The organism is Burkholderia sp. RF7-non_BP4 (assembly GCF_001521935.1).
In the GTDB taxonomy this organism is placed as follows: domain Bacteria; phylum Pseudomonadota; class Gammaproteobacteria; order Burkholderiales; family Burkholderiaceae; genus Burkholderia; species Burkholderia diffusa.
Genome location: NZ_LOTA01000095.1, coordinates 43,155 through 64,739, shown reverse-complemented (window position 1 = coordinate 64,739; position 21,585 = coordinate 43,155). Strand labels below are relative to the sequence as shown.

20 protein-coding genes are annotated in these 21,585 nt (G+C 66.7%); 3 read left to right on the top strand and 17 right to left on the bottom strand.

Annotated features, from left to right (window positions below):
• Positions 1 to 84: 84 nt before the first annotated feature.
• From WS49_RS30260 to WS49_RS30180, 17 genes are all read right to left on the bottom strand, one after another.
• Positions 85 to 1,068: a hypothetical protein gene (locus WS49_RS30260; RefSeq protein ID WP_059536068.1), complete on the bottom strand. Its 984-nt coding sequence runs from the start codon at positions 1,066 to 1,068 to the stop codon at positions 85 to 87.
• Positions 1,065 to 1,583, bottom strand: coding sequence for a (2Fe-2S)-binding protein (locus tag WS49_RS30255; RefSeq protein ID WP_059536065.1), 519 nt, complete (start codon positions 1,581 to 1,583; stop codon positions 1,065 to 1,067). Before WS49_RS30255 ends, WS49_RS30260 begins: the two co-directional genes overlap by 4 nt.
• Positions 1,580 to 4,312: a xanthine dehydrogenase family protein molybdopterin-binding subunit gene (locus WS49_RS30250; protein WP_059536061.1), complete on the bottom strand. Its 2,733-nt coding sequence runs from the start codon at positions 4,310 to 4,312 to the stop codon at positions 1,580 to 1,582. The genes WS49_RS30255 and WS49_RS30250 overlap by 4 nt, the downstream gene beginning before the upstream one ends.
• 836 nt (positions 4,313 to 5,148) lie before the next feature.
• Positions 5,149 to 6,123: a type II secretion system F family protein gene (locus tag WS49_RS30245; protein ID WP_059536058.1), complete on the bottom strand. Its 975-nt coding sequence runs from the start codon at positions 6,121 to 6,123 to the stop codon at positions 5,149 to 5,151.
• Between the two features lie 38 nt (positions 6,124 to 6,161).
• Positions 6,162 to 7,139 carry a type II secretion system F family protein gene (locus WS49_RS30240; protein ID WP_059536055.1) on the bottom strand — a complete coding sequence of 326 codons (978 nt, stop codon included), beginning with the start codon at positions 7,137 to 7,139 and terminating at the stop codon, positions 6,162 to 6,164.
• Positions 7,140 to 7,172: 33 nt separating this feature from the next.
• Positions 7,173 to 8,540 (bottom strand): CpaF family protein, encoded by a 1,368-nt coding sequence (locus WS49_RS30235; RefSeq protein WP_059536051.1) that lies wholly within the window; start codon positions 8,538 to 8,540, stop codon positions 7,173 to 7,175.
• A gap of 19 nt (positions 8,541 to 8,559) precedes the next feature.
• Entirely contained in the window at positions 8,560 to 9,768 is a 1,209-nt protein-coding gene (locus WS49_RS30230) for an AAA family ATPase (protein ID WP_059536047.1), read from the bottom strand.
• Between the two features lie 22 nt (positions 9,769 to 9,790).
• Positions 9,791 to 10,234 (bottom strand): TadE/TadG family type IV pilus assembly protein, encoded by a 444-nt coding sequence (locus WS49_RS30225; RefSeq protein WP_059536043.1) that lies wholly within the window; start codon positions 10,232 to 10,234, stop codon positions 9,791 to 9,793.
• On the bottom strand, positions 10,231 to 10,764 hold the full coding sequence (locus tag WS49_RS30220) for a TadE/TadG family type IV pilus assembly protein (RefSeq protein ID WP_059536039.1): 534 nt from the start codon (positions 10,762 to 10,764) through the stop codon (positions 10,231 to 10,233). Before WS49_RS30220 ends, WS49_RS30225 begins: the two co-directional genes overlap by 4 nt.
• Before the next feature lie 13 nt (positions 10,765 to 10,777).
• Complete coding sequence (locus WS49_RS30215; protein WP_059536036.1) at positions 10,778 to 12,049, bottom strand: pilus assembly protein TadG-related protein; 1,272 nt, start codon at positions 12,047 to 12,049, stop codon at positions 10,778 to 10,780.
• A gap of 25 nt (positions 12,050 to 12,074) precedes the next feature.
• Positions 12,075 to 12,374, bottom strand: a complete 300-nt coding sequence (locus WS49_RS30210) for a hypothetical protein (protein ID WP_059536033.1) — start codon at positions 12,372 to 12,374, stop codon at positions 12,075 to 12,077.
• Positions 12,375 to 12,394: 20 nt separating this feature from the next.
• Positions 12,395 to 14,350 carry a type II and III secretion system protein family protein gene (locus tag WS49_RS30205; RefSeq protein ID WP_059536030.1) on the bottom strand — a complete coding sequence of 652 codons (1,956 nt, stop codon included), beginning with the start codon at positions 14,348 to 14,350 and terminating at the stop codon, positions 12,395 to 12,397.
• Positions 14,351 to 14,465: 115 nt separating this feature from the next.
• A complete protein-coding gene (cpaB, locus tag WS49_RS30200) occupies positions 14,466 to 15,311 on the bottom strand; it encodes a Flp pilus assembly protein CpaB (RefSeq protein ID WP_059536027.1) in 846 nt (281 codons plus the stop codon).
• 35 nt (positions 15,312 to 15,346) lie between these two features.
• The gene (locus WS49_RS30195) at positions 15,347 to 16,747 is read right to left on the bottom strand and encodes an ATP-binding protein (protein WP_059536024.1); all 1,401 of its coding nucleotides are present in this window, start codon (positions 16,745 to 16,747) and stop codon (positions 15,347 to 15,349) included.
• A 32-nt stretch (positions 16,748 to 16,779) separates the two neighbouring features.
• Positions 16,780 to 17,319 (bottom strand): A24 family peptidase, encoded by a 540-nt coding sequence (locus WS49_RS30190; RefSeq protein WP_059536021.1) that lies wholly within the window; start codon positions 17,317 to 17,319, stop codon positions 16,780 to 16,782.
• A 31-nt stretch (positions 17,320 to 17,350) separates the two neighbouring features.
• On the bottom strand, positions 17,351 to 17,557 hold the full coding sequence (locus WS49_RS30185; protein WP_059536016.1) for a Flp family type IVb pilin: 207 nt from the start codon (positions 17,555 to 17,557) through the stop codon (positions 17,351 to 17,353).
• A 167-nt stretch (positions 17,558 to 17,724) separates the two neighbouring features.
• Positions 17,725 to 17,907, bottom strand: coding sequence for a Flp family type IVb pilin (locus WS49_RS30180; protein ID WP_059451855.1), 183 nt, complete (start codon positions 17,905 to 17,907; stop codon positions 17,725 to 17,727).
• 254 nt (positions 17,908 to 18,161) lie between these two features.
• Here WS49_RS30180 and WS49_RS35415 point away from each other — a divergent pair, with 254 nt between their 5' ends.
• From WS49_RS35415 to WS49_RS30170, 3 genes are all read left to right on the top strand, one after another.
• On the top strand, positions 18,162 to 18,695 hold the full coding sequence (locus tag WS49_RS35415) for a hypothetical protein (protein ID WP_156441475.1): 534 nt from the start codon (positions 18,162 to 18,164) through the stop codon (positions 18,693 to 18,695).
• A gap of 250 nt (positions 18,696 to 18,945) precedes the next feature.
• Positions 18,946 to 20,184: a glycosyltransferase family 87 protein gene (locus WS49_RS30175; RefSeq protein ID WP_059536013.1), complete on the top strand. Its 1,239-nt coding sequence runs from the start codon at positions 18,946 to 18,948 to the stop codon at positions 20,182 to 20,184.
• On the top strand, positions 20,181 to 21,560 hold the full coding sequence (locus tag WS49_RS30170; RefSeq protein WP_059536009.1) for a glycosyltransferase family 87 protein: 1,380 nt from the start codon (positions 20,181 to 20,183) through the stop codon (positions 21,558 to 21,560). Before WS49_RS30175 ends, WS49_RS30170 begins: the two co-directional genes overlap by 4 nt.
• Positions 21,561 to 21,585 lie beyond the last annotated feature (25 nt).

Below are 21,585 nucleotides of genomic sequence, written 5' to 3'. Positions count from 1 at the left end.
TCTCGTTGCGCGATACCGCCGGCACGCCAGGCGCTCGGCCCGGACGCGCCGGCGATCGGAACCGGCGCGCAACCCGCGCGCGACCTATTTGGCCGCCTGCGCCGCCGGCGTGAAACTGCACTTCGGATCGTTCTTGCCCCGCGCCGAACAGCATTCGAGCAGGTCGCTCACCGACTTCGCGTTCGCCGCATTCCATTCATACAGGCTCTTGTTGTTGTCGATCGGCATCCAGTGCGTCATCGGATACCGGCTCGCACGCGCGTTGCTTCCCTTCGGCGGCGGCAGCAAACCCGCGGCCAGCGGCACGTAGATCTTGCAGCTATTCTGATCGCCGATCCGGTGACAGCCGATGCAGGTATTGCCCGGCGTGCTGATCGCGCGCGACGTCCACGACGCGAAGTCGGCGCCGAGGTTCACGTACTTGCCCCACGGATCGGTCGGCACCTTGTTCCAGACCTGCCCGATCCACGGGCTGTACATGACCGGGCTCGCGTCGTGACACGACACGCAGCGCTTCGTCGCGGTCGCGGCCGGCTTCCACCAGAACTCCGCCGCGGACGGATGGCCGGGCGGCGGCGTCGTCTCGTTCGGCGGCGGCACGCGCGCAGCGTTCATGCCCTCGGCGCCGCCCTTCTCCGCATGAAACCAGCAGGTCTTGCCGTTGCCCGCATGATGCAGCACGATGTCGACTTCGTCGTAATACGGGCTCCGGTTCGCGCGGATCTGCTTGCGGCGGCAAAACGCCGAGATCTGCGTGTCGCCGCGCGACAGGTCGAGGATCTTCGAATACGGCGTGCACTGTCCGGACGTCGGCGCGTCGTAAGGCAACAGCGCCGGGCGATCGCACGTCATGTGCGCCGCGTAGCGCGCGGGCACGCGGCCGTTGACGGTGATCGGCACATCGGTGCCGTCATTGCAGTCGAACGCGGGAATCTCGCCGATTTCGTCGGTGCACTGCTGCGCATACTCGTGCAGCGACGTATCGCCGCTTGCCGCCGCGAGCGCGAGCGGCGTGACCTGTGCGGCCAGCATCGCCGCCAGCGCGACGACGCAGGTTCTCATCGTCATGCCGCCCCCTTCGTGTAGCGTATCGCCACCTTGCGAATGGCCTCGATGTACTTCACGTAACCGGTGCAACGACAGATGTTGCCGCCCACCCAGGTTTCGATCATCGCGTCCAAATCGCGCTCGTGCACCGGCTGCACGCGCAGATGATCGAGCATCGCGGTCGCGGCCATCAGGAAACCCGACACGCAGTAACCGCACTGGAACGCGAACGACTCGAGAAAACTCTGCTGCAGCGGCGACAGCGCGCCGCCCTGCGCGAGCCCCTCGATCGTGTACACGTGCATGTCCGCCATCGCGCTGACCGGCGTCGAGCACGACAGCGTCTTTTCCATCGGCGCATCGGGCGCATTGCGCACGCCGACCGTGCACGCGCGGCACACGCCGATGCCGCAGCACAGCTTGGTGCCCGTCAGGTCCTGCCGCTCGTGCAGGAAGTCGATGAGGTTCATGTCCGCGTCGGCCGCGTCCGCTTCGACGGGCTTGCCGTTGACGATCATTCGGACCGGATTGCTCATTGCAGTGCCTCCCGAATCTTCTCCGGCGTCACGGGCGTCACCCGGAACCGCCGCCCCGTCGCCATCGCGAGCGCATTGAGCAGCGCCGGCGCGATCGGACACATCACCGCTTCCGCGATGCCGCGTGCGTTCGCGGGATCGCCGCCGGGCGGCGGTAATGCGATCAGCTCCTGCACGGGGATGTCCGGCAGCCGCGTGACCTCGTAGCGATCCAGATTCCATCGGCCGCCGCCCGGCCCATCCGGCCCCAGCGGACAGGTTTCGGTCAGCACGTTGCCGATACCCATCGCGACCGCGCCCTGCGACTGCCCTTCCACGAGCTCCGGCGACAACTGCCGGCCGACGCTCACCGCCGTCACCACGCGTTCGACCTTCACGCGCCCGGTCGCCGAATCGACGGACACCGCGACGAGCGTCGCCGACGGCGCGTAGGTCGTGCGCCCGTAAAGCGTCGTATTGACCGGCGGCGGCTGCAGCACGCGCTTCAACGGCGTCAGGTGATACGGATCGAGGCCGACCGCCACGTAGTCGTAGTCGACCTGCGCATTGCCGGACGCGAACGGATAGGTTCCCTTCCAGAAATACCCGGCATAACTCGCATGCACGGCCGCGATCGTCTGTAATCCTAGCTTCCTGATCGTGCCGAGCAGCGCCGCCCACGGAATCGGTGCGAGGCCGTTCGCGGCGAGCGCGCGATCGGTCCAGCGCACGTCCTCCGCACGCACGGGTATGCCCCACCACGCGCGCGCAGCGGGCAGCACGCTCTGCAGAAACAGCACCTGCGCGGCGCCCTTGACCGCGTGGTACTGATGGAATGCGCCGAGACAGGCGCTCGACGAACCGTAGGTGTAGCAGACGTACTTGCTGTCGTCGGGCGGACTGCTCGAACGCTTCAACCCGAGCGCGTTGAACGGCCCGATCTCGCTCATCGCAATCGTTTGCGCGTTTTGCCCGAGAAACTCGGCCGGCGCGAGACCGAGCGTCGTGGCCGCGCCGTTGCCCATGTCAGTGTACGGCGTGACCACGCGCAGGTTGCCGTCGGGCAGGATCTGCACCATGCCGAACATCCCGTCGCCGGAGGTGCCGTATGCTTCGTTCGCCATCGCGAGGCCGACGCCGTAGCGGAGGCCGCGCGCGCTGCGCTCGGCACGAATCTGCTCACGCTCGAGCCATAACGGATGACGTTCGAGCTTGTCGAGCAGCGCGTCCAGCTGCAGGTCGAACAGGATCGGCGCGCCCGTGATCGCGCGGCCCTTGCCGAGCTCGGGCGCCTTGCCGAGCAGATTGGCGCGCCGGATCTCGAACGGCGACATCCCCAGCCGGCGTGCTGCCTCGTCCATCAGCGTCTCGATCGCCATGAACGCCTGCGGGCCGCCGAAGCCGCGCTGCGAACCGCCGAAGACTTCCCGCGTGTAGGTCGACGCGGCCTGCGCGCGTGCCCGCGGAATCTCGTAGCAGCTCATCGCGCTCAACGCGGCAAGCTGCGCGACGTACGGCGACAGGTTCTTCTTCCCGCCGCCGTTCATCAGGAAATCGCAGGTGATCGCTTCGAGCTTGCCGCGACGGTCGAACCACAGCGATTCGGAGAACTGCGTTTCGCAGCGTTTCAGGCCAACCTGGAATTGCTCGTAGCGCGACTGCTGCCAACGCAGCGCGCCCTTCGCAAACGGTGCCGCAAGGGCCAGATACAGCGGGAAGTAGGATTTGTCGCGTCCGCCGAAGCCACCGCCCGGGTAGCACGCGATGACCTGGGCCTCCTTGACCGCGACGGCGCTGCCGTCGAACAGCAAACACGCACCATTCGCATCGTCGTTCGCCGACTGCGTGCCGAGCACGAGGCTGATCTTCGACGCGGACGCGTCGTACCATGCGAGTCCCGCTTCGGGCTCCATGAACATCGGGTCCATCGCCGGCGTCTCGAACCCCTCGTCGCCCGTCGCCCGAATGCCGATCCACGTGCCGGCGGCCGCGTGGCTGGCGATCGTCGCATCGATGTTGGCGACCGCCGCCTCACGTTCCTCCAAGTACTTCGCCGTCGGCTTGCCGTTGCCGTCGGTCTGGTAGTTGTCGACGTAGCTGAACCGCCGCGCGTCGTCGCGCACGTAGACGGTCACGGGCGAATACGGTACGACCGGTGCGGCCTGGCCGGTGCCGACCGGCGCGCCGTAGCGGATCACGCTGCGATTGAAATCGAGCAGCTTCCTCGCGCGACGATAGATGTCGAAGTTCTCGAATATCAGCAGCGCGGCCGGTTGCCCGTAGCAGTCCGCCGGATAACCCACTCGCGCGAGCCAGTAGATGTCCTGGTTCGCGATCGGATCGGGCCCCGGTGCAAGCTTGATCCTGCGCGCGCTCAGCAATGCGTTGTCGACGATGGCGATCGGCCGCAGTTCGCGCGGCAGCACGCCGAGATCGTAGCCCTGATACACGGCGTCGACCCGGTCGCAGCGCAGTGCATAAAGCCAGTTCTCCTGCTGCGGCCAGCCCACGAAGTCGCGGGACTTGAAGTCGCGCGCGTAGATCTTCTGGCCCGTTACCTTCGGCATGCCATCGATGCGCCAGCGCGCCTTGCCGGGCACCGGCGCCCAGCTCGGGCCGTCCGCATCGGCCTGCGTCTCGCCTGCGGCGAGTACGAGTGCCGGCAAATGCGTAACCGAAACGGCGACGACGGCGCCGCTGCCGGCGAGCTTCAGAAACGTCCGGCGTGTCACAGGCACATGGATGGCCATGCTGCGTCCCTCGTTCGAATTGTTATGTCGGTCCGTCGAGTGCGCGACGTGCGTCGCCGCGCCGGCCGCGAGCGGCCCGATACGCGTGTGCGTCGGTGCACAGGATGTCGGTGAGAAAGCAGTGTTCCGGGCGCGGTTGCGCGCGCCGGCCGTCAGGAATCGGGAGGGAGACGACGCGCGCCGAAGCCCGGCGGCATCGCAGGTTCGGTCCGCGCGGGTGGGCGCCTGTTCGATGAAGCGTCAGGCGGCGTGCATCGCGCTGCGTATTCGTTCATGATTCCCCCGGCCCCGATCGTGCTTGACTGGCCTGTTGCCCGTATCGTCGGGCAGTCGCTCGATTTTCAGGCGTTGTGTTGGTTCTTTCCGCGACGCGGGGCGATCGTCCCGTTCGCGGCGTCATTCAAGCCTGATTTTGAACAATCGTAGGAATTCGAATCGACGATTTCAAGGAGATTTTCGGGCGCGATGACGCGCGCATCGGCGGCGGCATCCGTCGATACGTGCCGCGGCCGCGCGGCGGTTGCCTGCGTCGACCGGCAATCCGGTAAACAATCGCTCGCGTTATCGACACGAATGGATTCAGCCGTGACGGCTGGTCCGTTCCGGGCGGTTTTCCGTCCAGGGTTAGCCGTAGGGGGCCACCCGCGCGGGCAGTGGACTACGGCTGTCTCCATGGTCGACCATGGGTCCGGGTTGCATTGACGCCGCTATGATCGACCTGTCTCGCGACGCCGCCCGGGGGGAGGAGGAGCCTCCCATGAAGACGGTGACCGTGCCGGCCGGCGATGCCCGGTCGGCACGTACATCCGGTTCGCGCGGCAGTCCCGCGCCGCTGCTTACTGCCCGATGCTCGTGAAGGTCGGCAGCAGCACGCGATACACGTGAATCATCGCCGGCCCGAGCAACACGCACATCAGCGCCGGGAAGATGCAGAAGATCAGCGGGAACAGCAGCTTCAGCGCGATCTTCGCGGCGCGCTCCTCGGCGCGCATCCGCCGCCGCGTGCGCAGCATGTCGGACAGCACGCGCAGCGATTCGGCGATGCTCGTGCCGAAGCGGTCGGCCTGGATCAGCATCGCGCAAAACGATTCGATGTCCTCGACGCCGGTCCGCAGTGCCAGATTGCGCAGCGCGGTTTCCTTGGTGAATCCGGAACGCATCTCGAGCAGCAGCAAGTCGAGCTCGCTCGCGACCACTTCGCTGCGAAAGCGCAGTTCCTCGCTTACCCTCATCAGCGCCGCATCGAGCCCGAGCCCTGCTTCGACGCATACGGTCAGCAGGTCGAGCGCATCCGGAAAGTCCTCGAAGATCACCCGCTGACGCGTCGCGATCCGCCGCTTGAGGATCACGTTCGGCACGTAGTAGCCGATCCCGGCGAGCGCGACGAGGATGAACGACAGCAGCATGCGTTGCCCCGCGAGCCGCGTCGTGGCGAGTGCCAGCAGCGCCGCGCCCGGCAGCGCCAGCGCGAGTACCGTCTTCGCCGCGAAGTAAAGCGCGCCCGCGTTCGCATCGCGCCAGCCGGCGTTCATCAGCCGGATCCGCAGCGGTGAATTCTCCCAGCCCTCCTGCGGCACCGACAGCCGGGAAATCGGTTGCGACAGCTCGACGAGCTTCGCGACCCAGCGCGATGCCGGCCCGCCGCCGTCGCCCGCGCCGGCGCCGATGCCGACACTTGCTCCGCTCGCCTGCTGGATCCGGCGCTCCATGTTGCGCGGCGCAAACAGCAGCATCGCGACCAGCACGCCGCCGGCGACGAAGATGAACAAGCCGGCCAGCATCACGGTATGTACTACGCTCAGGTTTTGCATGACAGCCTCGAATCGGTTCGTGAAGCCTGAGACGCGCGTCAGACGCGAATCCGGATGATGCGGCGAATCCACAGCATGCCGAATGCCATCGACCCCAGCATCACGCCAACCATCTTGATGCCGGCCGGATCCTGCCAGAGCACCGACAGAAACTCCCGGTTCAACACCGCCATCATGCCCGCCGTGCCGAACGGCAGCAGCCCGAGGATCCAGGCCGACAGCCGCCCTTCCGCCGACAGCACGCGGACCTTGTCGAACAGCTTGAAGCGCTCGCGAACCAGCGATGCGATGCTGTCGAGCAGCTCGGCCAGGTTGCCGCCGGTCTCGCGCTGGATCAGCACCGCGATCACGAAGTAGCGCAGGTCATGGGCCGGCACGCGCGTCGCGAGGTTCACCAGCGCATCGTGCAGCGATACGCCGTAATTGATCTCGTCGAACGTGATCCGGAATTCACCGCCCATCGGATCCGGAAACTCCTCGCCGACCATGCCGAGCGCGCTCGTAAAGGAGTGGCCGGAGCGCAGCGCGCGCGCGATCATGTCGCAGATATCCGGCAGCTGGCGCTCGAGCTTGAGCATCCGCCGGTTGCGATGCCGCATCACGTACAAGGCCGGAAAGCACGCGGTCAGCAACGCAATCGGCACCACGGCGATCAGCGGCAACGGGGTGAACAACAGGACGAGCATCGCCGTCACCGGCAATACCGTGCTGTACACGACGAGCTTCGCCACCGTCCAGTCGAGCCCCGATTGCTGCAGCAGCAGGTCCACCGACTGCACACGCGGCACGCGCAGCAGCAGCCGGTCGAACGGTTTCGACTCGTCGAGCATCCGCTTCTTGAGAATCGACAGCCGCTCCTGCTGCACGCTTCCGCCGGCCGACATCGCGCGCAGGCGCGACTCGATCCGGCGTGCCGCGGCACCGTGGCGTGAGTTCCACCATTGATAGACACCTTCGATCGCGAGCACGACTGCGACGAAGGTGAGAATCACAAAACCGTAGAATATCGAGTCCATGAAACCTCCCCGGAATCAGACGAACGCGCGCCGTCACTTCGTCTCGTAACGCTGCGCCGGGTCGTAGAGTGAATCCGGCAGGTTGATGCCGAACGCCTGCAGCCGCTCGGCGAACTTCGGCCGCACGCCGGTCGCGCAGAAGTGTCCGCGCACCGTTCCGTCGCGATCCATGCCGGTGCGCTTGAACGTGAAGATCTCCTGCATGTTGATGATGTCGCCTTCCATCCCGGTCAGCTCCTGGATGCTGACGATCTTGCGCTTGCCGTCGGTGAGCCGCGTCGCCTGGACCACCACCGAGATCGCCGACGCGATCTGCTGACGCATCGTCTTCGGCGGCAGCGTCAGGCCGCCGACGCTGATCATGTTCTCGAGCCGCGTGAGCGCATCGCGCGGCGTGTTGGCGTGAATCGTCGCGAGCGAGCCTTCGTGGCCGGTGTTCATCGCATTGAGCATGTCGAGCGCTTCCGCGCCGCGCACTTCGCCGAGAATGATCCGGTCCGGCCGCATCCGCAGCGCGTTGCGCACGAGCGTGCGCTGCGTGATCTCGCCCTTGCCCTCGATGTTCGGCGGCCGCGTTTCGAGCCGCAGCACGTGGGGCTGCTGAAGCTGCAGCTCCGCCGCATCCTCGATCGTCACGATCCGCTCCGATCGCGGGATGAAGCCCGACAGGATGTTGAGCAGCGTCGTCTTGCCGCTGCCGGTCCCGCCCGACACGAGCACGTTCACTTTCGCCCTGGCCAGCGCATCGAGCAGTTCCGCCATCGGCGGCGTGAGGCTCTGGTAACTCACGAGGTCGTCCATCTTCAGCGGGTTGACCGCGAAACGCCGGATCGACATCAGCGGCCCGTCGATCGCCGACGGCGGAATGATCGCGTTCACGCGCGAGCCGTCCGGCAAACGCGCATCGACCATCGGGGTCGATTCGTCGATGCGGCGCCCGACCCGCGACACGATCTTCTCGATCACCTTCATCAGGTGCGCGTCGTCGTAGAACGTCACGTCGGTCAGCTCGAGCTGGCCGGCGCGCTCGACGTACACCTGGCGGTACGTGTTCACGAGGATGTCGGAGATGCCGGGGTCGCGCAGCAGCGCCTCCAGCGGTCCGAAGCCGAACATTTCGTCGTACACGTCGATCACGAGCTGGCGCCGCTCGATGTCGTTCGCGAGCAGGCGCTCCTCGTCGAGGATGCGCGAGATCAGCGCCGCGATTTCCTGCCGCACCTGTTCCTGCGGCAGGCGTGACAGGCGCTCCAGCTCGACCCGCTCAAGAACCGCCAGATGAATTTCACGGCGCAGCTTCTGGTACGCGTCGCGTACCGACGAATGCGTCGCACCTGCCGGTTCGGTGCCTGCCGCCTGCGGCTGCGTCCGGTACAAGGACATCTGTTCGCGCAATGACATGATGGTTTCCCCGAAAGATTCACATGGACTTGAGCTTCGGCGTGGCCTTGCGGCCGAACAGCCGTGACATCAACGGTTCGCTGCTGGACGTGTCGTGCCGGGTGCGCACGTCCCCTTCGACGATCTGCTTCGCACAGGCCTGCAACGCACGCGTCACCGCGGCGCTGCGTGCGACGCGCGAGACCGGATGCCCCTGGTCGAGCGCCTCGCGCACGGTGTCGGCATCGTCGGGTATCGTGCTGCTCGCGTGCAGACCGAGCACTTCCTCGAGCGCGGTGCGGGACCGTTCGCTCGCGCGCGTCATCCGGTTCACCACCAGCCGCATCTGGTCGGTCGGGTAGCCGAGCGACACGAGAATCTCCAGCAGCCGGCGGCCCGCGCGCACGTGCGGCATCGCGGGCTGCAACACGAGCTGGATCTGGTCGCAGCGATCCAGTGCGATCATCGACAGCGGATTGATGCTCACGCCGATGTCGAAGATCACGAAGTCATAGCGCGGCGCCGCGACGCCGAGGATCCATTCGAGCGCATCCTCGCGCATCTCCGCGGCCTTGACCGGGTCGCCCGCACCCGCGAGCACGTGGAAGTTCTGCGTCACGTGCGCGACGCTCGCGTCGAGAAACGCGCCGTCGAGTCGCTCGATCTGCGCGCACAGCTGCGGCAGCGTCGACGGCGGCGTCTCGTCGCTGACGAGGAACGCGGCATCCGCGAACTGCTGGTTCAGATCGACCAGCAGCACGCGGCGCTTGTGGGTTTCGGCGATCTCGTACGCGACGTTGCTCGCGGCGAAGCTCGTGCCCGCGCCGCCCTTGCACGACATGAACGACACGAAGCGCGTATCGTCGCCGTCGCGCCGCGTGCTTTGCGCGGCGGCCCGCTCGAGCGCGCGGGCGAGCGCCGCAGGGTCGAGCGGCCACTGCAGCACGTCGCGCGCGCCGGCGCGCATCGCATCGAGCAGCACGTTCGGCGCCGCATCGGCCGTCACCAGGATGCAGGTCAGGCCCGGGTGCAGCCGGCAGATCCGCTCGAGCGCCGACAGCTCGGACGCATCGGTCGTCGCGCCGTCGATCAGCAGGATGTCGAATGAATCGAGCCCGTCCGTTCGATGCTCGATCTGGGACGGCCGTCCATGCGCGCGTGTCACGCGATAGTGTCCGCTGTCGGTGACCAGGCGCGCGGTCTGCGTGAGCCGGGCGGTATCGTCGGCAGCTACGAGGATATTGATCATGACTGTGCCTCGTCGGTTTCGATTATTGACAGGCGCTACCGCCCGTCGAGGAGTTCAGGCTTTCCCGCGACATCGTCGTGGTGAACGGCGGCATCGTGATCGCGACGTTCGCGATCGGAATCATCGTCCTGACCGTGACGTTGGTGATGCTGACGGTCACGAACGAGCAGGAGCTCACGTCGCAACCTGACGGCGTGTAGCTCACCGACACGTTCGCGTTCGACAGCATCGGCATCAGCGACTTCACGCGCTTCACGACGCCGGCGGCGTTCACGTCGCAGACGATCGCCGTGCGTGCGCCGAGCCGGATGGCCTCGGTCGCGGTGTTCCAGTAAAACAGCACGCGCCCGAATTCGAAGATGCCGATCAGCAGCATGATCAGGATCGATGCGATCAGCGCGAACTCGACGATCGTCGCGCCGCGTTGGCCGCGACGGCGCGACAGCGGGAAGGGACGCGCGTTCATGACACTTGCCTCATCACGGTGACGATGTTGCCGAAGGTGATCGACGACAGCCCCGGGTAGGCCGGAATCGGCTGGTACTGGTAGCCCTTCACCTTCACCTCGACGACGTTGATGCTGCCGGTCGCCGTGCCGCTTGCCGCGTTGTTGGTCGAGTCGTAGGTCGGCAGGTTCGCGAACTGCGGCGGGTCGGACGCGTCGGCGCAATCGGTCGAATGCGCGGCGTCGCACACGATCACCATCGATGTCGTGAGCCCCGGCACCAGCTCGGTGCCGGCAGACCCGCAGGTCGTGTTGCCGTAGACGACCAGGCACTGCGCCGCCGCGAGCGGATAGCCGCTGTCGGCCGGCAGATAGACCGACAGGTAGCGCGCTGCGTCGCGCGTCGCCTTGGTGAGGGTCTCGTACTGATAGATCGCGCGGCCGAACTCGGCCACACCGGTCGCGAGCACGATCATCGGCATCAGCACGAGCGCGAACTCGACCGCGGCGACACCGCGCATGCGCGACCGGCGAATCGGGAACCTTTTCATGATCGCGTCTCCTCTATTGAACGAGCATCGGCACCTTGAGGCCGACGGAGCTGCCGCTGCCCGGCAAACCGTGCGTCGCGCAAGGCGTGCTGCCGGATGACGCCGAGCCGAGGTATTCGAGATGCGCGACGACACCGCCGGCGCCCGGGCTGAACGGCAGCGGATCGAGCATCAGCACGCAGTCCCACTGCGTGACGGTCAACTGGTTGCTTGCCCCACTCAGCGTCGAGCAGTCGCCCTCGGGGGCAAGCGCGACGCGACGGTCGCCGCCGAACGTCTGATAGTTGCTTGCCGTGGCGGTCCCATTGGTCGCAATGCCGCTGCCGGCCGGCGGTGCACCGTCGCCCTGGTAGGACTTGAAGCTTGCGCGATCGAGCACGAACTGCGTGTAAGCGTCGCCGACGATGCCCGCGGTTCCCGGCGGCCCGTAGTTGGGGCCGACGTATGCGTAACCGGTGAAGTCCGGCTGGCCGCTCGAGCCGTTGGCGCCGTTCGTGTAGATGCCGAAGCGGGTATTCCAGGCGCGCAGCGACGCGGACTTCAGGCCCGTCGAACCGAGCTTGGGTGGCGACGTGATGTTGCAGGTATTGCCGGACAATTCGCTCGCGATGGTCGTTTCGTTCGTCGAACCGTCGAGCGCGGCCCAGCCGAAATTGCCGGGCCCGTACGTCGACGACGAGCCGGACGGCGACGAGATCCAGTCGCCCACCTTGTACGGCGCGGTGGACGACGCCCGGCACACGAACACCGGGATCGCACAGGTGGTCTGTCCGGCGCCGACCGTCGCGATCGCGCTCGCCGAAACCTGCGCCGCGTTCGCGACCTGCACGCCGGGAATCGTGTTGAGCACTTCGATGAACCAGTGCGCGATGTTGGTCAACTGCGCGGTGCACTTCACGTACTTGATGTTCGCCGGCGTGGCGACCGCCGTCTTCGTCAGGAACGAATTGGTCAGCGAATCGCTGAACGTGACGTTCGAATCCGTTTGCATCTGCACCGCGTTCTGCTGAAAGAACGCGAAATTCGAGTGGCCGGCGGCGATGCCGTCCGCCTCCGCGACCTGCAGGCTGATGGCCGACGTGAGGTCGCGCGCAGCGGACAGCGCGCATGAGTCGGCGCTGTTCTGAAGTTCGCTGCGCGTGACGTACAGCTTGCCAAGGTCCAGCGCGAGACCGACGAACCCGATCATCACCGCCAGTGCGAGGCCGACGATGATCGCGACGGCGCCTTGCTGGCGACGCATACCGCGACGCGTGAGTTTCGGATGACGAGCTGCGCTGGACATGGCGTTCTCCCTGAGCGTGCCTGTGTTATTGCCCCGACGACTTGCCGATCCCGATCACGAATGCATTCGCTTTCGGTTCGGGCTGCCTGAACGACTTGTCGTAGTTGTCGAGCGCGGCCGCGGCGGCGCTGCCGTCGACCCCCTGCCGCGAGGCCGCGTGTTCGGCGGCATGCGGATCGATGATCTGGGCTTGCGTGACGGCGCGGACCGAGTCGCCGAAGCGGCTGTCCCACACCGGCGTGGACGACATGCAGCCGGCAAGCGCGAACGCGAGCGGGACGGCGAGCGCCGCACGGCGCACGAATACGAGGTAGGCGGATTTCATGAGCTTCCCCTTGGATGGCTTCAACGATCGTTGGACGCGGGTTCCGCATTCGCCCGCGCGATCTGCGCGTGGGCGGCGGCCGGCAGACTCTGCTTCGAACGCGGCGCCGGTTTTGCCGGCGTGTCGGAGCCGGCCGCCGCGAGACGCGCGGCAGCGGCTTCGATGCGCGCGATCCGTGCCGCGCTGGCCGCGTCGGCCTGCGGTTGCGGCCGCAACGGCACGGCAGGCACCGGTTCGACGTTCACCGCCCCCGCCGTGGCGGCCGCTGCAGCCGCCGGCTTCTCGGGCTGCGCCGGCACCGGTGCCGGTGCTTCGGCAGGTTGCGGCGCACGCGGTGCGGGCAGCGCGGCGGCCGGTGCGGCCGGTGCAGCCGATTGCGGCGCGGGAGCCGGTGCCGGCGTCTGCGGTGCATTCATCGCGCCGCTCGCCGGTTGCGCGCCCGCCTTGCGGACACCCTTGCGGCCTTCCATGTTGCCGGTCGCATACACGTCTGCTTCGTTGGGCTTCGAGAAGCTGTCGGTCGGCAGCGGCAGGTCGGCGGTCTGCAGCGGCCTCACCAGGTGCGGCGTGATCACGAAGATCAGCTCGGTGCGGTCCTGCTGGAACGACGTGCTGCGGAACAGCGCGCCGAGCACCGGCACCTCGCCGACGCCGGGAATCGCCTTCAGCGCGCCGCTCGCGTTGTCCTTGATCAGCCCGCCGATCGCGAACGATTCGCCGTCGCCCATCTGGACCGTCGTCGACGCGCGCCGGGTCGTGATCAGCGGCAGGATCGAGGTGCCGCCGATGTTGGTCGCGCTCAGCGTGACCCCCGTCTGCGACAGTTCCGACACTTCCGGCGCGACCTTCAGGCTGATCCGGCCGTTGCCGAGCACCGTCGGCGTGAACTTCAGCGCGACGCCGAACTCCTCTTCCTGCAGCGTGATCGTCGACGTGCCCGTCCCGCTGCTCTGCGGTACCGGGATGAAGATCTTGCCGCCGGCGAGGAACGTCGCCTCCTGGCCGCTGATCGTCACGAGGTTCGGCTCCGCGAGGATCTTGACGAGGTTGTCGGTGTTCTGGGCATCGGCCGCGATGCTGAACGGCTTGTTGTTCGCCTTGTTGAAGACCGCGGCGCTCGCGACACCCGCGAGCAGGTTGCTGACGAGCGCGCCGCTCCAGGAGCCGAAGCCGCCCTGGATGTTGAATGCGCTGCCCATCTGGTTGATCAGCGTCTTCGACACTTCGGCGACCTTCACCTCGAGCATCACCTGCTGCGGCGACGTGACGGCCAGCATGTTCAGCACGCCGGCGCCCTTGCCGCTGCCGTCGCCGGCGCTTTCGCTGTACGCGCGGGCGATCTGCACCGCCTGCTGCGCGGCCTGCGAGTTCGACACGTTGCCCGCCAGAACGATCGTGCCGGCGGCGGTCGAGACGTGAATGTCGCGCTCGTTCGGCATCAGCTGCGTCAGCGACGCCTGCAGGCCGCCGGCGTCCGCGCCGACCGCCACGTCGATCACGCGGCATGCGCCGCTGCGGCCCTGCACGATCATGTTGGTCGTGCCGACCGTCAGCCCGAGGATGTACAGCGTCTGCGGCGACACCATCGTCGCCTGCGCGACGGCCGGGTTGCCGATGGTCCGGTTGCGGACCGGCTCCGGCATCGGCACCAGCAGCGACTTGCCGAGCGGCACGCTGACGCTGGTCGACTCGCGCACCGCGCCCACGCAATTCGGTCCGCGCAGCGGGCCTGCCGACGCGGCAGGCGCGGCGGCAACCGCCGGCGCCATGCTGATCGTCATCTGCATCGGCCCCTTGGCGACGGCAGCCGGCGCGCTCGCGCCGCCTTTCATCAGCGCGGCCGATTCCGCGCCTTCCTGGGCCAGCGCGCTGTATACCGTCAGCCACCCCGTACACAGGATCGCGGCCATCATCGTGCCCCGTGCGATGCGTGTGCGCACCGGGCCGGTACCTGAATGTTGCGGATTGATCTTCATTTCGTCTGATCCCCCGAGTGACCGGCGAGCCGCCGGTTGTCGACTTCCAAGGCCGCCGTGCCCTGACGGCGGCCGATCTGGTTGATGTGTTTGTCTGGATGTGTGTTCTACGGCTTCAGAAGCATTCGACGCTGCCCCGTACTCCGGTCAGCACGCCGACACAATCGTGGCGCGCCTCCGGCGCCGCGTGCGACGCGACGTGCACGCGCACGGTCCGTACGCGTTCGTGTACCGGTGCGGGCGGTGCATCCGGCACCGGAGCCTTGCCGAGCAGCGTCAGCTTGGTCGCGCCGTCGGTCGTCAGCGTCTTCTGGTCGACCTGGTTGCGCAGCACGAGCGACAGCGTGCCGACGCTGCGCGCGAGGTCAAGGCGTTCGGCCTGGTCGGGCGTGACTTCGAGCGTCACCGCGTTGACCACCTTCGGTGCGGTGTCGTCGCGGCTGACCTGCTGCGCGACGGCCAGCACCAGGATGTGCTCGAGCACGATCTTGGAGATGCTCTGCCCGTCGGTCTTGCCCTGCTGTTCCTGCGTGTTGACGATCACGTCGACGTAGTTGCCCGGCAGCGCGAAGCCCGCGACGCCGACCACGTCGTTCACGCGCACGGTGATCGCACGGCTGCCGTCGGCGATCACGGCGGACAGCCCGCCTTTCGTGCCGACCGGCGCGAGCTTCGACTCGATCACCGGCTCGCCGCGCGCGAGGCTCGTGCGCACGACGCGCCCTTCGAGTTCCTTCGTGTCGGTGAACGCGCCGGTCGGCACGCTGCCCGACGGCCAGCTCACCATGCGGATCTGGTTCGGCCCGAGCGGCTCGCCCAGGTTCAGGTCGGTGGTCGCCACCGCGACCGACGTGACCGAGCTGCTGGATGTATTCATCAACCAGCGGGACGCGAACACGACCGCGGCAAGCCCCGCGACCATCGCGACGATCAGCATCATGAGCGCTCGACTGTTTTTCATGGCAATGCTCCTCAACGAATCGTGAAAGAAACGGCTCAACCGGTTATGACTGTGTGACCGCCGTGCTCGGCAGGCGGCAGATATCCGCCGTCGCGCTCGGGCGCCGTGCCGAAATAACTGGCCCATGCGTCGTGCAGCGCGTCGTGCGTCACTTCGGGCGGATCGCCGCGATACCGCGCGCCGGCGGCGACGAGGCGCAGCAGATCCATCGGGAAGCATGCGAGATATGCCTTGCCGGTCGGCAGGTGCAGCCGGTGCAGCAGATAGTCGAAGGCGTCCTGCGTCGACACCAGTCCGAGCGACTCGCATGCGGCGTCGAACACCGCGCGGTAGTGGTCGATCGACAGCGGGCCGACGTGAAGCTTGGAGCCGAGCCGGCGCATGAATGCGTCGTCGGCGAACTGCTCCGGCGCCAGGTTGCTCGAGAACACCGGCCAGACGTCGAACGGCAGCACGAATCGATTGCCGGACTCGAGCGTCAGGAAGTCGACGCCGCGATCGAGCGGACGCAGCCAGCGGTTGAGCAGGTCGCGCGGCTCGACGCGCTGGCGGCCGAGATCGTCGACGATGTACATGCCCATGTTCGCCTTCATGTGCGGCGGCGCCTGGTAGAAGCCCGCCGCCTCATCGCGGCGCAGGTCGAGCTCGTCGAGCGTCAGCTCGCCGCCGGACATCACGACCGGCCGCTCGCACAGGCGCCAGCGGCGATCGATCGACTGGCCCTCCGTTTGCGACGGCGCGTCGACGTGCACGAGCGGATCGTAGATCTGGATCACTTCCCCGGCCGCATAGATCGCATACGGCACCGGCACGTGGCCGCCCATCAACGCGCCGAGCCGCTCGGCGAGGAAGGTCTTGCCGCTGCCGGCGGGGCCGTAGATCAGCAGCGGACGGCCGGAGTTCAGCGCGGCGGCCGCCGAGTCGAGTACCGACGTGTCCATCACGACGCCTTCGAATACGGCCCATACGTCGTTTTGGGCCACGCGCAGCTTGCGCACCGAATGGGTGGACACGCAGTCGAGATACGCGTCGAGCGTCACCGGCGCGGGCCCGCTGTACGTGCTGCGCGCGCACTCTTCGAGCGCGGCCACGCGGCCCGCGTCGGTCAGGCGGAACGTCACGTCGAGGTCCGTCTTGCCGCGATGGGTGAGTTCGACCAGATGCTCGCGTACCAGGAACGCGAAGATGTCGTCGAGCACCGCGAGCGGCAGGCAGTGGCGCTCGATCAGGTCGCCGTAGGACGGCCGGCCGAGCACCAGCGTCGACTTCAGCACGAGCCCCGCGACGAACGACTGGCTCAGTCCGGTTTCCTCGAGCGAGCGCGGCGCGGCAGGCAACTGCGTGCCCGGCTTCGCATAAGCCTCCCGCAACGGCGACGGATGCGGCAGGTGCGTAACCTGCGCGTCGCGCTTCGGTTCGGTGGGGATCGTGTTCATGTGCGTTTCATCCTCGTTGCGGGTTCGTCGCGCTAGACGCGCGAAACGAACAGCATGCCCAGCGTGCCGGCGGCAATCGCGACGCCATACGGCAACGCGCCGACCGACGCGACTTCCACGGGGCCGTCGGTTTCCCCTGCATACGCGCGGATCGAGCGATGCGCGATCAGCGCCCGGACGTTCGCCCACATCTGGCGCATCCGCCCGCGCACCAGCACAAGGCCGATCGCGCCGATCCCGCCGGCCAGAAAGGTGGCCAGCACGATGTCGAACGTCATCTGCGCGCCGACCCATGCGCCGATCGCCAGCATCAGCTTCACGTCGCCTGCGGCCATCCCGCGCAGCAGATAGAACGGCAGCAGCATGCCGAAGCCGGTCGCCGCGCCGCCAAGCCACGCGAGTGCGCCGGCCTGGACCCCGTGCAGCGCGCACTGGGCGATCAGCGCACCGGCCAGCCCGATCGCGACGAGCCGGTTCGGGATGCGTCGGCTCGTGATGTCCGTGCTGGCCGCGACGACGACGAGCACCGTCACGCACAACGGGACCGGATAAGGCAGCGCGGCAGGCAACATGGCGAACCTCGATTGGCTGTAATAGTCGGAATCACTGACCCAGTGCGGTATTGACCGCCGCGGTCACGATCGACGCGATCATGTTGTACGCGTCTTCAACCGAACCTTTCAGTGTGACCACGCTTCCCAGCACGATGGTGGCGAACACTGCCGCGATCAGCGCGTACTCGATCGACGTCACCCCCTGCTCGTCGCCGATCCATCGCGATACCGCTACCGCACGTCCGCTGGTCCGCATGACAGCCTCCGATTCGGTTGGTCAAGAGAGCGGGGAGACTCGCGCAGTGCACCGGCCGAGTCGTCCGCCGTTCGATCCATTCGACATCTGTTGATTGAGTGTCCGGCCCTGCACGATCGACGGGATGGCGACGAACGGGCCGGACCCGCCGTTCGCCGCCCCGCCATTCAGATCGCCGCGTTGAGATCGTCTGCAATCGTGTTGAAGACGGTCTTGAGGTCGTTGCCGACCAGCGTCAGTGCTGCAACGAGGCCAACTGCGATCAGTGCGGCAATCAGGCCGTATTCGATGGCCGTCACGCCTTGTTCGTCTTGAACGAAACCGCGGATCTTCTGGATGAACGTGGACATGGCTACTCTCCTTTCGCACTACTATGAAAATCCCGTTGTCGGGGATCGACGCGGGGAGCGGGGGTACTACCGGAACAACACAAGGATTCGGATGCTGCGCTCAGCGACGCACACGGCAGGGTACGAGCCTGGCCTGGCGAACGATGGTCGGTGAGCTGATGCGTGCGATATCCATGCGCGCTGCGATCTGGCGAATGACGCGATCGAGCAGAACGGCGAAACGACCGTTCCGTGCATGAATACGGATTGAGCGGATGACGCTGATGCGTCGATGCAACTGCGGGTCTTCTGCGCGGCATGCGAGCCGCGGCGTGCTCTGGTCTTTCATTTTTATTCCCCAATGCTGTCATGTGATTCTTTTTGCGCGGACGATGCCGTCGCCTATTCGCCCAGTCGACGTTTCCGGCGGTTTTCAAGGCCTGGGCGGCGTATTCCCCGACGCGCCCTCGATCCGTTGCTTTCCGCAGGTGATTGAATCCGGTCTTGTCAGCCTGTTGCTTCAACCGGTCGTTCATCACGTCGTCGACTGTCGTGCGGACCTTGACGCAAAGAGCAGGCCAGCCGGAGGGAAAACGAGGCGCATCAAGGGTTCCGGCGATTCACCCGTCGACCGGGTTTCGGCGCACTGCACAAAATGTTTCAGATTTGATATACGCATGCGGGCCGGCGCCGCGTGCCGGCAGCGCGCCGCCGTGCTGTGCAAGGGCGCCAAAAAATTTTCTCGGGATTTTCCCGAATCCGGATCACCCGTCGCCCGACGCGCATTCCGCATACCGCCGGAGCGGTGAAAAACACGGAATGTTTCAAGCGAGAAACATCGTTTGCGCCGGTACGGTTTTCTCAGACGTGAAAACCCGCTTTTCAGCCATGTCGCCGTCGAATCGCGATTCCACGATTCAGCCCGCGGTTTGCGTCACACGATTTTTTCTCCAACAATGCATTCACCGGACAGCGCCATCGAGCGCGATTCGATCCGGATACACGACAACACAAAATGGCTGCCGAAGCTCAGGCAGCCTTCACTGCAAACGGGGCATCATGTACACAGCCAATCGTGGAGTGCGCTATCGCGCCAAACGCTGTGCTCAATGGTTGACGGCTGACCGGATCGTTCCGTACAGCTGCGTCATGCTGCTGCTGTGCGTGACCTTTCTGATCGTCTGGGGCGTCGTAACGGACGCCTTCACGTCACAGTCGACTGCCCGACCGGGTGTCGACTTCTCCGTCTTCTGGACCGCGTCGCAACTCGTGCTGCAAGGCCACGCCGCAGCGATCTACGATCCGGTCTTCTTCTCTCATGCCGAGGTCGCGCGGTTCGGTGCCTACATCGGTCACCAATCGCTGCCCTGGCTCTATCCGCCGACGATGCTGCTGTTCATCGCGCCGGTTGCCCTCGTGCCTTTCCTGCCCGCGTATTTCCTCTTTTTTGCGGGCAGTCTTTTATGCTACGCGTATGCCGCCCTGAGACTGTCGGGCCTGCGTGCGCACCTGCCCGTTCCGCGCGCCGCGGCGCTCGTGGTGCTCGCCTATTCGGGCGTGTTCGCGTCCATCCTGTACGGGCAGAACAGCATCCTGACCGCCGGCATCGCCGCGCTCGCGCTGCATTTCCTCGGCCGACGCCCGATCGTCGCCGGCATGCTGATCGGGTTGCTCGCCATCAAGCCGCAGATGGCGATGGTGTTTCCGTTCGTGCTGATCGCGACGCGCTCGTGGCGAACCTTCATGTCGGCGGCGATCACGACCGTGCTGTTCACCGTGGCCGGCATTGCACTGACCGGCACGGGCTCCCTGAGCGGCCTGGCCCATGCGATGTCGATCGTGCGCGGCATGCACTTCACCCTTCCCGCCTACTGGTTCGTTTCGCCGACGACGTTCGCGGCGCTCCGCCTCGCGGGTGCATCGATTCCGGCCTCGCTCGCCGCGCAAGCCGCCGTGGGATTGCTCGCCATCACCGCCGCCGTTCAGGTCTGGCGTCGCACGGACGACATGCGGCTGCGCGGCGCGGCGCTGGTGGTCGCCACGCTGTTGTCGACGCCCTATCTGTGGCATTACGAACTGGCCTGGCTCGGCATCGCGGTCTTCTGCCTGATCGCCCACGGGCTCGATGAAGGCTGGCTGCCGGGAGATCAGATCGTGATCGTGCTCGCGTGGCTGTTGCCGGTATTCGAGGTGTTCAACCGGATCACGCGGCTGCCGCAGATCGGCCCGGTCGTGCTGCTCGCCATCCTGTTCGTCGTCGTGCGTCGCTCGACCCTCGCGTCGCGGAATGCGCAATGAAAACGCCACTCTCCCTTCTGCACGTCGATTCGGCCCTCGACGCCCATCCGGAACTGCCGATCGCCGGCCCGCGTCGTTATCCGCATTGGCTCAATCGCAATCGCGTGCGCCTCTATGCGGCGGCGGTACTGTTCACCGAGTTGCTGTTCATCTGCATCTATCTCGCACGCGTGCATGGGTCGCATACCGCCGTGCCCGAACCGCTCGCGCAGGATTTCGCACCGATCTGGAGCGCCGCGCGGCTCGCCGCGCTCGGGCATGCGGTGGACGCATGGCAGTTCTCCTCGCTCTTCGCGATCGAGAAACTCGCGATCCCGACGCTGAACGCCGCGGACGGCTCGCTGCCGTGGCTTTATCCGCCGACCATGCTGCTGTTGGTGCTGCCGCTCGGCTGGATGCCGTATCTGCTCGCGCTGGTGCTGTGGCTCGGCGGGACCTGCATGCTGTTCGCGGTGACGATCCGCGCCACCGTGCAGCGCGATGCCGCGCTGCTCTGCGCGCTCGCGTTCCCCGGCGCGTTCCTCACGGTGATCGTCGGGCAGACGAGCCTGCTGACCGCGACGTTCGCCGGCCTCGGACTGCTGACGCTGAATCGCCGCCCCGTCATCGCCGGCATCTGCTTCGGTCTGCTGACGATGAAGCCGCAGATGGCGGTCCTGTTTCCGCTCGCGCTGATTTGCGCCGGACAATGGCGCGCACTGGCCGCATGGGCCGCGACGATCGCCGCCGGCGTCGCGCTGACGACGCTCGCGTTCGGGATCGGGTCGTGGATCGCGTTCGCGCACGGCATCAACGACGCGTATCAGACGGTCAACGCGGGCCACGTCAAGCTCGCGCGCATGCCGACCGTGTTCGCGCTCGCCACCCTCGCCGGCTGGCCTGCCTACATCGCGCGCGGCCTGCAGCTGCTGTCGGCCGCGGCCGCCGCGATCGCCGTCGTGTACGCGTGGCGCGGCGCGTGTTCGTACGCGCTGCGCGCCGCCACGCTCGCCTGCGCATGCCTGATCGTCAGCCCGTACCTGTACGACTACGACCTGACCTGGTACGGGCTCGTGATCGCGTGGTATGCGCGCTATGCGTGGACGCACGGCTGGCGCCGCTTCGATCGCGAATGGCTGATGCTGATGTGGGCGACGCCGCTCGCCGGCCTCGCGATCGTCACGCATCTGCCGTTCCAGTTCATGCCGCTCGTCACGCTGGCATCGCTGGCGCTGCTCGTCAGCCGGATTGCACAAGAGAGGCACGACGTGCCGTCGATGCCCGACGCACGCGACAACTCGACCGAGACCGGCTTCCCGCATCCGGTCCGCTCACACCACCGCCCGGCGCACGGACTGCGCCGCACCGGCCGCCCGACATTCGGTGCCGGCCGCTGACACGCACGTCATTACAGGGGAACCC